The sequence below is a fragment of the Niallia nealsonii genome, from assembly GCF_002835805.1.
Taxonomy (GTDB): Bacteria; Bacillota; Bacilli; order Bacillales; family Cytobacillaceae; genus Niallia; species Niallia nealsonii.
In genome coordinates this window covers 178,883-193,321 of the sequence record NZ_PISE01000011.1, presented here as the reverse complement: position 1 = coordinate 193,321, position 14,439 = coordinate 178,883, and the positions used below count along the sequence as shown (strand labels likewise).

General features: G+C 34.8%; 10 protein-coding genes. 4 read left to right on the top strand and 6 right to left on the bottom strand.

Annotation, left to right across the window (positions count from 1 at the left end):
- Window positions 1–126 precede the first annotated feature (126 nt).
- Window positions 127–981, bottom strand: a complete 855-nt coding sequence (locus CWS01_RS05645; RefSeq protein WP_101176196.1) for a helix-turn-helix transcriptional regulator — start codon at window positions 979–981, stop codon at window positions 127–129.
- Window positions 982–1,377: 396 nt separating this feature from the next.
- On the opposite strand from CWS01_RS05645, the gene CWS01_RS05640 reads away from it, so the two are divergent.
- The 4 genes from CWS01_RS05640 to CWS01_RS05625 all read left to right on the top strand — a co-directional run bounded on the left by CWS01_RS05640 (window position 1,378) and on the right by CWS01_RS05625 (window position 5,872).
- Entirely contained in the window at window positions 1,378–3,330 is a 1,953-nt protein-coding gene (locus CWS01_RS05640; RefSeq protein ID WP_101176194.1) for a primary-amine oxidase, read from the top strand.
- Window positions 3,331–3,412: 82 nt separating this feature from the next.
- Window positions 3,413–4,012 (top strand): hypothetical protein, encoded by a 600-nt coding sequence (locus CWS01_RS05635; RefSeq protein WP_101176193.1) that lies wholly within the window; start codon window positions 3,413–3,415, stop codon window positions 4,010–4,012.
- Between the two features lie 143 nt (window positions 4,013–4,155).
- Window positions 4,156–5,442, top strand: a complete 1,287-nt coding sequence (locus CWS01_RS05630; RefSeq protein ID WP_205161143.1) for an ammonium transporter — start codon at window positions 4,156–4,158, stop codon at window positions 5,440–5,442.
- Between the two features lie 64 nt (window positions 5,443–5,506).
- Window positions 5,507–5,872: a winged helix-turn-helix transcriptional regulator gene (locus CWS01_RS05625; RefSeq protein WP_101176189.1), complete on the top strand. Its 366-nt coding sequence runs from the start codon at window positions 5,507–5,509 to the stop codon at window positions 5,870–5,872.
- Window positions 5,873–6,185: 313 nt separating this feature from the next.
- Here the strand turns inward: CWS01_RS05625 and CWS01_RS05620 are convergent, their stop codons facing one another.
- From CWS01_RS05620 to CWS01_RS05600, 5 genes are all read right to left on the bottom strand, one after another.
- Complete coding sequence (locus tag CWS01_RS05620) at window positions 6,186–7,790, bottom strand: glycoside hydrolase family 32 protein (RefSeq protein ID WP_101176187.1); 1,605 nt, start codon at window positions 7,788–7,790, stop codon at window positions 6,186–6,188.
- A gap of 113 nt (window positions 7,791–7,903) precedes the next feature.
- Window positions 7,904–9,400, bottom strand: coding sequence for a glycoside hydrolase family 68 protein (locus tag CWS01_RS05615; protein WP_101176185.1), 1,497 nt, complete (start codon window positions 9,398–9,400; stop codon window positions 7,904–7,906).
- A gap of 466 nt (window positions 9,401–9,866) precedes the next feature.
- Window positions 9,867–11,174: an ABC transporter substrate-binding protein gene (locus CWS01_RS05610; RefSeq protein ID WP_101176183.1), complete on the bottom strand. Its 1,308-nt coding sequence runs from the start codon at window positions 11,172–11,174 to the stop codon at window positions 9,867–9,869.
- Window positions 11,175–11,193: 19 nt separating this feature from the next.
- On the bottom strand, window positions 11,194–12,390 hold the full coding sequence (locus tag CWS01_RS05605) for a response regulator transcription factor (RefSeq protein ID WP_101176181.1): 1,197 nt from the start codon (window positions 12,388–12,390) through the stop codon (window positions 11,194–11,196).
- Between the two features lie 71 nt (window positions 12,391–12,461).
- The gene (locus CWS01_RS05600; protein WP_101176179.1) at window positions 12,462–14,234 is read right to left on the bottom strand and encodes a cache domain-containing sensor histidine kinase; all 1,773 of its coding nucleotides are present in this window, start codon (window positions 14,232–14,234) and stop codon (window positions 12,462–12,464) included.
- Window positions 14,235–14,439: the final 205 nt, after the last annotated feature.

The following is a 14,439-nucleotide window of genomic DNA, read 5'->3' as shown; positions in this document are numbered from 1 at the left end:
TCTCTAGTTTGTTTATTTTGTGAGAACGCAGGATTTTTTAGTTGTGAGTAATAAGATAAATAGATTATGATAAATTTTTTATTAATTCCAATGTGAATATAGTGTTTATTAATAGTTTGAATATAGTTAATTTGGCTTTAGACTAGCTTCATTAAAATTAATATCCATAAATCTTTTTTTATATTGTTTAGGGGTGATATTCATTAATTTTTTGAAGCCGTTTATAAAATGAGCTTGATCATAGTAACCATTATCATGAATTATATCTAATAATTCTGAATTTTCTTCTAAAAGGTAACCGTCTAAAGAATTCTGAAATCTAACAATTTGAGAAAATTGTTTCGGAGAAAATCCGATATAGTTCTCAAATTTTCTGCGAATATACTGCTCAGAATATCCTAAATGATCGGATAATGCTTTAATATTTATTATTCCATTGCAAGAATAGATTTTTTTTATAGCAAAATCTACAATTTTTTGATTGTTATTTACATGAAAGTCTGCGATTTGAATAAAGTCTTCAAACAATCGGATACGCTCTAAAAAGGATTCCTTAGAAGATATTCTTTCTATAATAGATGAATCTAAAGATATTACATCTAGCAATGGAATCTGTTTATCTAAGAGTTCCTTCATTGGATAGTTTAATTTTATTAGACCCTGTTCAGGGAAGAATCTAATGCCAAAATAAACACTATTCTTTTGTAAAGTCGGCTGTTTTCTTCTTTCAATGGGGCTGGTCCACAGAAAGGAAGAGGGGTTTTTTTGATTGCAGCAAAAAAGAATATCAAAACAGCCATCTGGAATAAGGGATAAAGTAGTGCGGCAGCTATCATTCGTTTTAAATTGATAAAATAAAGCAATGTCTTTATTTTCCGAATAATGATATGGCTTATATTCTATATAAGAATTTGTATTTAATTGGATTTCAGGCTGGAAGGGAAAATAGTTTTTTATTTGAAAAGAAAGCAGATTGTGCATGAACAGGACCTCCTAATGATTGTTAAAACTCAAAGAAGAACTTCGTTGGTGATTGAATAATTATAAGATCCATTATGAATTAAAAATAAGTGTAAAGCAATTCGTGTGTAAGAATATATGACATTGTTCGACTGTTTTTAATTTTTATTTTTAAATTTTTTTCAATTTAGTAGAAAATCACTCTGTCTCACTGTATTTGCAATTATGTGAGTGTTAAAAAAGTTAACTACCATTGTTATTATTTTTAACTTTGTTTCGTTTTATACAATAAATAAACTAGATAATTAATTACGATAAGAGTAACTTCACTAGTAAAACATAAACGGAGCTAACCTTAAGCTGCGATTATCGTTTGCTAGAGTATAAATTGAATGTATATATAGGGAGGAACCATGAATGAACCCATCTGAATTATTAGTACAAAAAGCTCTTCATCCTTTAGAGCCACTTACTGCTTCAGAAATTACAAAGGCTGTAACCATTATGAAAAGGGAGAAGGAGTTAAATGACACTGTAAAATTTGTACAGGTTGTATTATATGAGCCTGATAAAGAACTAGTATCTAACTTTAAAGAAGGAGATTCTATTGATAGAGAAGCATTTATTATTCTTTTAGATAGTGCTGAAAACAAAACATATGAAGCTATTGTTTCTATTACAAAGGAAGAAGTAGTCTCCTATGAATATATCCCAAATGTTCAACCAAGCTTTACATTAGAAGATTTCGATATTGAACAAGTATGTAAAAATGATCCAGATTATCAAGCAGCTCTTCTAAAAAGAGGGGTTACAAATCCAGACTTAGTTATGATAGATCCATGGTCTGCTGGTTATTTTAATGAATTGGATGAACCAAGCACGAGGGTGGCAAGAGCACTTGCTTGGGTAAGAAAGTCTGAAAATGATAATGGTTATGCTTATCCTCTTACAGGTTTATATGCGGTAGTGGATTTAAATAAAAAAGAAATTATCCGAATTGAAGATTATGGTGTAAAACCATTGCCTCCAACAGAAGGAAATTATGCCCCTGAATTAAGTGATTCTATTGAAGTTCGTAAAGATTTAAAGCCGTTAGAAATTATACAAGCGGAAGGTCCAAGTTTTGAAGTGAATGGACATCATATTAAATGGCAGAAATGGGATTTCCGCATTAGCTTCACACCTAGAGAAGGTTTAGTTATTCATCAAGTAGGTTTTGAGGATAAAGGAAAAAGACGTCCAATTTTATATCGAGCTTCCTTATCTGAAATGGTTGTTCCGTATGCTGATACAACAGAAATGCATGGTCGTCAAAATGCCTTTGATGCTGGAGAATACGGGATGGGACAATTAGCTAATTCATTAGAGCTTGGTTGTGATTGTCTTGGTCATATTCATTACTTTGATGCAGTTATGGCAGATCATAACGGTAATATAAGAACGATTCCAAATGCAATTTGTCTCCATGAAGAAGATTATGGAGTAGCATGGAAGCATACTGATTGGAGAACCGATGATGTAGAAGTTCGTCGTTCACGTCGCTTAGTCGTTTCCTTTTTCTCAACGGTTGCTAACTATGATTATGGTTTCTTTTGGTCTTTCTATCAAGATGGGACAATCGAGCAAGAAGTCAAACTTACTGGCATGTTGAATACGGGAGCTCTTGATGAAGGGGAAATACCTAAATATGGGAACTTGATTGCTCCACAATTAAATGCCACATTCCATCAACATTTTTTCAACTTCCGTTTAGATATGGAACTAGATGGATCCAAAAACTCTGTAGTGGAAATTGAAACAGTACCTGAAGAAAAAGGTCCGAACAATCCATATAATAATGGCTGGTATCCAGTTTCAAAAACTTTTAAAACAGAGAAAGAAGCTGTAAGAAAAATGAATTTAGAGAGTGTACGCACATGGAAAGTGATAAATCCTAATTCTAAAAACTTTGTTGGTCAACCAGTTGGCTACAAAATAGTGACAGGTGAAAACTGCCTTCCATTCGCAAACGATGACTCTAGTTTAATAAAACGCGCTGGTTTCTTAAAAAATCACTTACATGTTACGAAATTTGATCGAAAAGAACAATTTGCTTCTGGTTCTTACCCAAATCAAAGTAAAGGTGGAGAAGGATTAACCAAATATATTGAAGCAAATCGTAATATAGAAAATGAAGATCTTGTCGTTTGGTATACAATGGGGCATCATCATCTAACTCGTACGGAAGATTGGCCAATCATGCCAACAGCTTATACTAATTTTCAATTAAAGCCTGTTGGATTTTTTGATCATAATCCAGCTTTAGATTTGCCAAGACCTGCATTGAAAAGTTCATGTCAATCAAATCAAAAGTCATCTTGTAAACATTAAGCATTAGGTTTTCGGCATAAAAGGGGTTGTGGATTTCATCGACAACTCCTTTTTATCATAATGAATAGATCAGAGGTGAAATATGTTATCATTTATTAGTTTATCTACCATTCTTTTTTATACTGTCTACTTCGGGGTGAAAATTTATCAAAATAAGCATTATATAAAGACCTCAACAGGAAAATGCATTTCCATGGTCTATGGAATGATTAGTGCTACTACAATTGGTATTATTATTGCGATTCCACTTCAGGGGCAATTAGCTCTTTCAACTATTTTAGCGATTATAGTTAGTCTTATTTTAGTTTGTTTTATAGCGGCACCATTTGGATTAACTGGTATGTTAGAAGCAATTATGGCCAGCTTTATGGGCGGCATGATGGGAGCAATGTTAGGGGAGATGTTATCAGAGGGCTATTTCACCTTAATAATTGTTTCGTTTAGTATTTTTTATCTATTAGTGGTTTTTTTAATTATGGCACTTATAAATAGAGAAATCCGAGAAGCTACTAGAATTGCTCCAAATTCTAGACCTTCTGCGTATTTTTATCTGAATTTTCTGCCTATATTACTTATCGCAACGGCTCTTTTTATAGGTAATAACTCTTTGGGAGATAATCAAGAGAACAATTCAAAAAACGAGATGGGACATGAGCATCATCAGATGGGAGAAGGTCAGTAACGTTGAATTGTTTCATTTTTTATAAAAAAAGGAGGAATAGTATGTTTCAGTCATCTTTAAAACGAAGCTATTTATTTATTCTTACATTCATCATCTTTACATTATTTCCGTTAAATGCTTTTGCTGCAGAGGCGGCTTCAAAAATTGATACAGGTGATACAACTTGGATGTTTGTAGCAACTGCAATTGTTATTTTTATGCATATGCCAGGTCTTGCTCTCTTTTATGGTGGCCTAGTTAGTGATAGAAATGTTGTATCAACTATGATGCATAGTTTTGTAAGTTTATTAATTGTTACAATTGTTTGGTTTTTATGGGGATATACGTTAAGTTTTGGATCAGATATTGGAGGATTTATAGGGGGACTAGATTATCTGGGATTCAAAGATGTCGGCAGTGAGGCAGCTTTCGGTACACTAACTATTCCCCATTCTTTATTTGCTATCTTTCAATGTGCTTTTGCAGCTATTACAGTTGCTATTATTTCTGGAGGGATTGCTGGTCGCATCTCTTTTCCAGCATGGTCTATCTTCTGTGTTTTATGGATCACTTTTATTTATGCACCAATGGCTCATTGGGTTTGGGGAGGGGGCTGGCTATTCAAACTAGGAGAACTTGATTTTGCTGGAGGAACAGTAGTGCACATTCTTTCAGGTGTAAGTGCATTAACGGCTGCTGTTGTCATTGGACCTAGATTTGAACACTTAAAGAAAGATCATGCCCCACATAATATTGTTCTTTTTCTGATTGGTGCAGCAACTCTTTGGTTCGGATGGTTTGGCTTTAATGCTGGAAGTGCACTTGGCGCAAACGGTCTTACATCTCTAGTATTTGTTAATACACAAATTGCAGCAGCAGCGGGTGGTTTAGGGTGGTTGATAATTGAATGGAATATACGGAAACGCCCAACTCTTGTAGGTGCTGCCACAGGTGCAATAGCCGGTCTTGTTGGTATTACTCCTGCTGCAGGTTTTGTTACTTATCCATCTGCATTGATTATTGGTGTCCTTTCAGCTCCTGTTTGTTATTTTGGCATTAATTTTGTAAAAGCGCGCTTTAAGTATGATGATACATTAGATGCTTTTGGGGTCCATGGTATAGGCGGTATATGGGGAGCGATTGCAACAGGAATTTTTGCTACTAAATCGGTTAATCCAGCAGGAAATAACGGGCTATTATATGGTAATCCTGAACAGCTATTCCACCAATTAATTGGTGTCATAACAGCCATCGTTCTAGCAACTCTAGGGACATATATTATTTTAAAAGCTATTAGTTTGGTCACTCCTTTACGTGTCAGCAAAGAAGAGGAACTAATGGGCTTAGATTTAAGTTTTCATGAAGAACCAGCATATAATTCTGAGGTTCCATCCTATCCAGTTTATTCTGAGATAGAAGCCTATAAAGAGGCAAATCAAGGAAAAGGATAAATAAGTCTTATTAACAAGAACTATTGCTATGACGTCATTTTAGAATAAAAAGGGAGAGTAGGAGATGGAGCGTTTTGTTGACAAAATCTTTAATTGTGAAAAAGAATTAACATTAACTATAATAGGTGGCAAATGGAAAATATTAATTATGTCACATTTAGAAAAAGATAAAACACTGCGCTTTAATCAATTAAAATCATTAATGCCTGGAATTACACAACGGATGTTGGTAAATCAATTACGTGATCTTGAAGCAGATGCCATCATCAATCGCAAAGTATATCCAGTAGTTCCTCCAAAAGTAGAATATTCTCTTACGAAACAGGGAGAAACATTAATGCCTATTTTAGAAGCAATGGATGAATGGGGAAAAAATTATCGACAGAAATATTTAGAAAATGCTAAATATAAGGAAGCGGTAATAAAATAAGAGCCTATATTATCAAGTAGTTTTGACAAAATCTTATATTGCTGATGATTTTTGATAATATGTTTATGCTTGCGCTTTATCTGAAAAATCTACTGAAATGGCATTGGAAACAGCTATTTCAGTGGATTTTGATTTGTTTTATTTCTTTTTTGAAATGAAGTTGCTTCTATATAGTTTTTAATACATTAACCTTTAATTTCGCAAAAGCGATTTATAATCCAGTTCATGCCGTATAAATTCTTATTCATCTTTTGCAATAAAACCTGCAGCTTCAACTGTTATTCTTGTCTAACAATTGGAGCTGCAATTGTATTCAATCAACCGCACGGAGATGTTTAATCGTCACATTCTTAAATAGTGCTGTTCCGCCGTCAGAAAATAGGGTAATGCCTTGATCATCTTGTTTCGGGAATATTAAATTGGAATGGACGGCCCTTCCATCATCCACAAAAACTTCGATGCTGCTTTTATCTACTAGAATCTTTAAGTGCACTTGTTTTTTATTCGCATCAAATGCAGCTGTGCTTTCTATAGATGAATTGCTTTTATCAGGATGTTCTGTGAGGGAACGATTAACATAGGAGTATTGCTCTTTTGCAAAAATGCCAATGTCTACATGGCGTTTTTGATCTGTTGATTCTCGCAGTCTTAATCCAACATTATTGAGCTCTGACCAAAAGATATCTGTTTCTAATTGATAGACAGTACCAGTAACATCAAGGGTTTTTATACCATTCACGTTGATTTGATCAAAGTGGTCTGTAGATTTTGCCAATTCATTGTATCTATCATTTGGCTGGGAAGTTAAATAATAAGTATTATTGTTGTCGTAAATTAGCTCAATTTGACGAACGATCGAATCCATTCCATTAAAACCCTCTTTAAGTGTTGGTGTATTATGGACATAATCCCAATTATTCATCCAAGCAAAGGCATAACGTTTGCTGTATTTATCCCTTGTTTTTCCATCTTCGAAAGTTACTCCAGCATACCAATCAAAGCCATAGTCTAGCCATTGTGGTTCACTTGTGTCTGGAAAAAATTGTTTTCCATCAAAATTTCCAGTCCAGTAGGCATAAGTATTTGGTTTAGCCTTAGATTTGCCATTTGCGCTAACTCCCAACACCCATTTTAACGTCCCATCGTTTGCTCGCATTAAATAAAGATCGGGGCATTCCACAATTCCGATATCAACTGTTAAGAAACCACTCATATAATGCCAATCTTTTAAGTTAGAAGATTCATAAAAGCCTATTTTCGCTCCTTCCGCCATAAGCATAATCCATTTATGATGATTTTCATCCCAGATGATTTTTGGATCTCTAAAGTCCTTGGTTCCTGGATTTTTCATAATAGGCTTTTCGCTATATGAAATAAAGGTTTTCCCGTTATCCTTGCTGTACCATAAAAACTGTTCTTGTTTTTGATTGTTTGCAGATGGTTGTGTCACAATTGCAATGAGTGCTCCCTTGCCAAATCCTGCTGTATTTTGCTCATCCACAACAACAGACCCCGACCATGGATCACCATTTTTGTTTGTATATTTTGGAATCGCTATTCCTTCGTCCTTCCAATGCACTAAATCTTCTGAAGTGGCATGTCTCCACTCTGTTCCGTTACCTTTTGGATAGTCTCGATTATAGAGGTAGAAGTAGTGATATAGACCATCTATATAGATTGGTCTTTGAGGATCGTTTTTCCATTTATCAGGTGTAGTAAAGTGGTAATCAGCACGATAGGAGGCATCCTTATGAGCAATTGTTTGTTCCAGCTGTTTAGTTTTTGTATGCTTTGCTGTTGGATCATGTGAATTAGTAAATTTATAGACTAATAAGCCGATGATAAAGGATAAAATCAAGCAAATGGCCCAGAAACCGAATATTTTATTATTTTTTTTATTAACTCTTTTTTTCCCCAAGTAGACTCACCACACTTTTTATATTCCTATACATCTATCCAAGTATAGGAGAAGTTCCTATCTAAAGAAAAAAGAAAATACCAATTTACTGGAATTTTCTTTTTTCTCATTATTTATTTTCTATTTTTCTTTTTTGTTTTTTCTTTATCATTTATTGTTATTTGGCCTTGTTCAAGAATGCTATTCTTTACAACAGAGGTCTTGTTGCCCTTAATGTTCAGCAAAAAGCTTGGAGCAAATGTAGAATGCTGATCATCAAAGTAGCCTCTGTTTGTCATGTAGCTTGTTACAACTAGATTGTCGCTGCCCTTTTGTGGGATAGCGAAATGTGCGTAGTTCCAAGTAACATCATATGGATCAAGATCTTGGTGCAGAACAAGTCCCGTTCCATTTAGCGGCTTAAATGGTCCAGTAATGGAATCTGACACATATCCTAATAAGTAAATATCTTTAGTATCGATTCCATCGATTGTCATTTTAGCCCCTCTTGTACTTGTGAATAGGTACCATTTTCCGTCCTTTTTAAAGATGTTTGCACGTTCAATTTCATCTGTAACAGTATTAGATGCAATCAATGGCTTCATTTCTTTTTTAATTGTATAATCATCATTAATTTCGATGATTCCTAAAGCGCCATTTGCAAGAGTTGCTAAATCCTTTTTAGGGCTTTGTAATAGCTGTTCTTTTTCTGTTTGGAAGAATTTATTGCTTCCTCCATAATAGGCTTTGTTATACAGCGAGTTTTCCCCTTGATAGCCATAATCTGTTCCAGTGTTTGCTTCAAAAACAAGGTATTTGCGGCCATTGTCTTCCACATAGTGAGGATCTCTTAATGTATGATTGTCAGCATAGTTTCCCTCGCCAAAAGCTTTGTCAACGGTTTGATAAACAGAGCTGTCTCCACCATCATAGATTGATTTATGGTCTTCTACACCATCTATTTTTAGAGTATTAGAATCTGGTTTAGATACATTAACTTGAGCGGTTGTTAAAGTTTGTTTTCCGAAAAATCCGTGTGCAGGATCCCAGCCCTGGCGATTTGTATAGAACAAGCGAACTTTTCCATCAGAAGTTAAGGTTGCAGAGCCTGACCATTCTTCTGCTTGATTGTTTAAAATAGGATCATTTGAAGCATATTTATCGCTGTCTTTAAATACTCTGCCAGCATTTTTCCAAGCATCAATAGAATTATCTCCAATCTTTTTATAGAACATGTAAATAAATGTGTCCCATCCTTTATCAGGATCTCCAGCTAATCCAAAAGCGATTTGATAGCCATTATATTCTGCTACAGTTCCATCAGCATTTTGAAGTGGCCAAGTATCCCAAACATCTAAATCTATTACATTGCCGTTCTCATCGGTTTTTTTTGCTGAAGGGATGTTTTTAATGGCTGTTTTATCAAATGTTGGCACAGTGTATCGTGGGTCGCTCTGCTGATCCACCATTTTTTCCATATCGGAACGAGTGATATGGGAAATGCCATATGTATTTTTGTAGTCTGATGAGTCTTTTTCTTTGGCAAAAGTCAGTGTTCCACTTCCTCCTAATAGAATTGCTGTACTTAGAGTGACTGCTGTTGCCTGTTTTGCAAGCTTGTGAAAATTCATCGTTTACCTCCTAGAATTGTTATGGTGAAACAAATAAATGAAAGGATACGTCAATGCTGCTTTGAATGTTTACTAGAAGACTAGCAGCAGACATACCGTATGTTGTATCTACAATTAAAATTATAGGCTAGTCTTATTCTTTGGCATATGGCATAGATTGATTGAAATTTAGTCTTATATTGATAACTAGGTCTAGTAGAATAGAAAAATAGCAGGAAGATGAATCTTTACTACTAGAAGCTGGTTTTCTTTTCTTGGAATATTAGAGGAGTCAATCGGGCATTTACGCATTTTCCCTTACTTGAGAAGAAGGAGATTGTTATAGATAAATTAGGATTCTTATTCTAGAAGATAAAAAAGGGATGAGAAGTATATGCTTATACAAGCGAACTAAGCAGTACTCGTTCTTATGGACAGAATTTTTCCATAAAAAAAACCTCTGAAATAGAGGGTAGAAATTTTTGTGCTAGTTTGGATGATGGGGTGAATTGGAGGATTGTTTAGAAGCTTTCTCCCAAGACTTTTGAAACTCTTGCAGCAATTGATCATGATTAATCCGTTTTGCGATATATGATTGCATGGCTAATCCAAATTCTTCTCGTGCTCCATCAGGGAATGAAGACCAGTTAGAATCCAGCTTTTTTCCTTTTTTATAGTATAAGCTCAAGTTTTCTGCGAGGGGCCCTAAGTTGTCGGACTCTATATTGTCAAATGCCGGCATAAATTTGAACTGTTTTGTCATAAAGGTTTTTCCTTGTTTAGAAGAAACCATCCAATTTAAGAATTTCTTTGCTTCTTTTTTCTTTGCGTCTGTTGTCTGTCTGTTAACTACCCAATAATTAGATACACTAACAACGAGTGCATCATTTTTGGCATCATCATTTATTGGTATAGGAAGAAAGCCAATGTTCATATTTGGTGATAGCTGATCAATCATTGGTTGTATCCAGTTGCCTTGCTGAATCATTGCAGCATTTCCTGTGGCAAACAATTGAACTTCTGTATTATAATCGGTTGTTAGTGGGTTATCATTTCCATATTTTATGGTTGTATTCAACAAACGAATGATGTCTTGGAATTTTTGATTATGATTGATTTTTTCCGTTCCATTATTTAGTTTTTTTATAAAAGCAGAAGGATCTTTTTGTTGAGCGAATGCAATATTTAAGAGATGAACTCCCAATTTCCACTCTTCGTAATAACCGTTTGCAAAAGGAGTAATGTCTGCTTGTTGCAATTTTTTTGCCGCTTCTTCTAATTCAGTCAATGTTTTAGGTTCTTTATGAATTCCAGCCTTTTTAAATAAATCTTTATTATAGATAAATCCGTATCCTTCCAAGTTAACTGGCATTCCGTAAATCCTTTTATCCATCATAATAGGTGCTAACGCGTCTTTATAAGCATGATCAACCCACGGCTGGTCTGAAAGATCTTCTAAATATTGATTCCATCGTTTGACATTATCATATCCATTGTTTGTGAAGATATCCGGGCCATTTCCTGCTGCAATTTGTGCTTTCAAATCAGCAAGGTCATCACTAGCTCCTCCTACGGTATGTACTGTGATGTCTACATTTGGATTTTCTTTTTCGTAAGCGGCTACCATTTGCTCAAATTGCATGGAAATTTCCACCTTTGGATTTCGTATGCTTAACTTAATTTTTTGATTCTTTAATTCCTTTTCTTTTGCCAGTGTCTCTGTATTTGTTTGACAACCCGAAAGGGACATACTCACTACTCCAGCCAATAATATATTTACTATCCATTTAGTCAATAGTTTCACCCCGGCATCTTTATGGAAAAGGAATATATTTCCTGATCCCGATTTGTAGCTTTTTCTGATTGTTTCGATATTCAAATGGTGTCAAACCAACTATCTTTTTGAATAGTTTAGAAAAGTATTTTTCATCTTGATAGCCAAGCAGCAAGGAGATAGCATAAATGCTTTCGTCCGTTTCCATTAACAAATATTTTGCCCGATCAATTCTTAATTTGATAATATATTTAGATAGGGGCATGCCTGTTTCCTTTTTGAACTTTCTTGAGATATGTTCACGACTTAAGAAAAAACGGTTGGATAGTTTTTCTAAACTCAATTCTTCCATATAATACATGTCTACATAGGAAATAATGTCTTGCATGCGACGGGCATCATCCAAATCATTTAGACGGTGTATCGATCGAAAATTTTGATCTTCTACCGCCTTTTGCATAGATTGAAAGGATTTCGGGATTTCTTCTAATGATCGTACAGGGTCGCCGTTCACTATGCGAACAGGGATATCGAATTTTTGGCAAATCCATTCCTCAACAGCTAGCCATTGGCGTTTGATCGTAATAACTAGACAAAGGCTATTATCGTTTTGAAGAGCAAAGGCATTTCCTAATCCCTGTATAATAAGTTCATCTGACAGCAATTGAATGTAAGGGTCAGAATGGTGCATTTGGTAAAAAGAAATAAGTGTAAAATCATATTCATCAGCATGGGGGAGACTGGAAGAAATCTCATTCACATCAAAAAGCTCACCCGTACACGCTTGCGTAACTAACTGATTCAATCGCAGTCTTTTCACATCTTCATAAACGCCTGTCTCTTTATATTCCTGATTTTCCTTTTCAGTTGCCCAAGATTTAACGGCATCAGCCAATGTCTTATTAAATGAGTCAGCTTCAATTGGTTTTAATAGATAATCGAAACTATTGTACTTAATGGCTTTGCGCATATAGGAATAGTCATCAAACCCTGTAATTAAAATAGCCTTTCCAGGATAAGAAATGGCATCCAGCCATTCAATTATTTCCAAGCCTCCCATTTTTGGCATTTTCACGTCTGTAAAGATAATCTCTGGTTTTTCCTTTTCTATAATTTTTTTTGCTGCTTCTCCATTACTAGCTTCTAAAATATTACTAATGCCATATTTCTCCCACTGGCCTAAATGGCGTATAACATATCGTGCATTTATTTCATCATCAACAATAAGAACCTTCATACTTATTTAAACCTCCTTGCTAGAATGGCTGCCATTATGCAATTGAATTTGGTTTTCTAAAAAGGGGAAATCTACAAATTAGAACCATTAAGAGGGATAACAAGTTGGACGATAAAGCCTTGGCCTTGTTTCGTATCCACCATTAAACCAGCATCTAATCCATAATGTAAAACTAATCGGTCATGAATGTTTTTTAGGCCAATATGCTCCTGAGAAAAGGTTCCTTCATATGGGCCACTGTAGATATTTTTTCTTAATAGTTCAAGCTCTGTTTGTGTTATGCTAGAACCGTCATTTTCTACTACAAGGTATAAAGTATTTCCATGTATTTCCCCGTCTATGTTTAAATGACCATCATAGTAACCTTCTTCGTAACAGTGTTTAAAATAGTTTTCTACAAGAGGCTGTAGAATCATGCTTGGAATTTTCTTCTCTAGAATCGTTTCGTTAATGAGTATAGAATAGTTGACATGATTTCCGAAACGCTCCATTTGAAGGGTTAAGTATGCTTTTATATAATCCACTTCTTCTTGAACCTTGACCCATTGATCTGCACGAATAGAATAGCGCATCATTTTGGATAAAGAGGTCACCAGTTGATAGATCTTTGCAGAATTATGTTTTAGCGCAACTGCACCTATGGATTGCAATGCGTTAAATAAAAAGTGGGGATTAACCTGCGATTTTAACGCTCTAAATTGATTTTTCCTATTTTCTATTTCAAGTTTATATTGACGATCAATATGGAGGTTAATGCGATTCATCATTTCTTTTATATGTTTTTCCAGATGACCAATTTCGTCTTCTCTGTTGTCATCAAAGGGGACATCCAGATTTCCCCCTTCAATTGTTCGAACTTTATTGCTAAGAAGTTTAATGGGACGAGTAATTCGGTAGGATACAATGCCAATCATCAATACCCCGAGTAGCCCTACACCTATCCCAACAAGTGTATTTATATAAGCAGTTTGTCTAACATCAGAGAATAATAGCTTACTAGGTGTTATCTTTACTAGTTTCCATTGATTTAGCGGTTCTGATAATGTTTTGGCCATGACAATATTTTCGTCTTTATCCACGCTAGAGTTCTTCACCTGCTTAAGTAAAGCAGGATTGGCCTGTTTGCCTATAAGAGACGAATCATTTGCATACATGACAATATCATTTGAATTAATAAGCAGGACCGTTTCCTTTTTCTTCTGAATTAGTGTGTTGCATATGCGGGCATATGCATCTAAATCCATATCTATTGAGGTAACCCCGAGAAACTCATTCGATAGTACATCTACTATTTTATGATGAATCGTTACAACCATTGTCTTGTCCGAATCAGGGACAATCGCAGCATTATTATAGTTTCCTATCTTATGGGGAGGCTCTATTAAAAACTGCGAATTAGAGTGATAAAGTTTTTGAATCTCATCTTGTTTCATGAAATCAGGGTGAGATTTACGAGCACTGATTATAGCATTATAAACAGTGAAAGATTCTTTATACTTATCAAGATAAAAGCGAACCTGGCGGATTTCATGCCGCATCAGATAAAAAGTTTCAATGTTTTCTTCCATGGCAATTTGGTTAAAGTAAATGGAATCTTCAAATCTATTTGTGAACATTCGGAAAAAATCAGGTTTGCGATATAGAATATATGGAAGATTAACCATATCTTCAAAGTATTGTTCTAGTTCTACTGATAATTTCTCCATTTGCTCCTGATTGTTTTCAAGTTCATGAGTTTCTATACGATCTTTTGTATGGATATAAATGAGCAGAACGGATAGAAAATAGGGCAGGATAATAAAGATAAGAAGCATAAGAAATAAGCGGCTTTGAATGCTTTTCATGTAAGATGCTCCTTTCATTCATGGAGTAGAATCAACATGCCTCTTTTAAGTAATAGAAAGGTAAGCATAGATACTGCAAATTTTGCTCTAACCAATGTTACCCTATTAGATTTTTATTTAAACCTAATTCGACTAAATACGTCAACACGCATAAATTGGCAGAAAGCTAGATAAGTTTTTCTATTTTCCTTGTAGATAAGCAGGA

Excerpts from the sequence above, each read along its gene's own strand:
- CWS01_RS05605 (WP_101176181.1), bottom strand. The coding sequence starts at position 12,390 with ATGAAGGTTCTTATTGTTGATGATGAAATAAATGCACGATATGTTATA.
- CWS01_RS05645 (WP_101176196.1), bottom strand. The coding sequence starts at position 981 with ATGCACAATCTGCTTTCTTTTCAAATAAAAAACTATTTTCCCTTCCAG.
- CWS01_RS05635 (WP_101176193.1), top strand. The coding sequence starts at position 3,413 with ATGTTATCATTTATTAGTTTATCTACCATTCTTTTTTATACTGTCTAC.
- CWS01_RS05625 (WP_101176189.1), top strand. The coding sequence starts at position 5,507 with ATGGAGCGTTTTGTTGACAAAATCTTTAATTGTGAAAAAGAATTAACA.
- CWS01_RS05600 (WP_101176179.1), bottom strand. The coding sequence starts at position 14,234 with ATGAAAAGCATTCAAAGCCGCTTATTTCTTATGCTTCTTATCTTTATT.
- CWS01_RS05640 (WP_101176194.1), top strand. The coding sequence starts at position 1,378 with ATGAACCCATCTGAATTATTAGTACAAAAAGCTCTTCATCCTTTAGAG.
- CWS01_RS05615 (WP_101176185.1), bottom strand. The coding sequence starts at position 9,400 with ATGAATTTTCACAAGCTTGCAAAACAGGCAACAGCAGTCACTCTAAGT.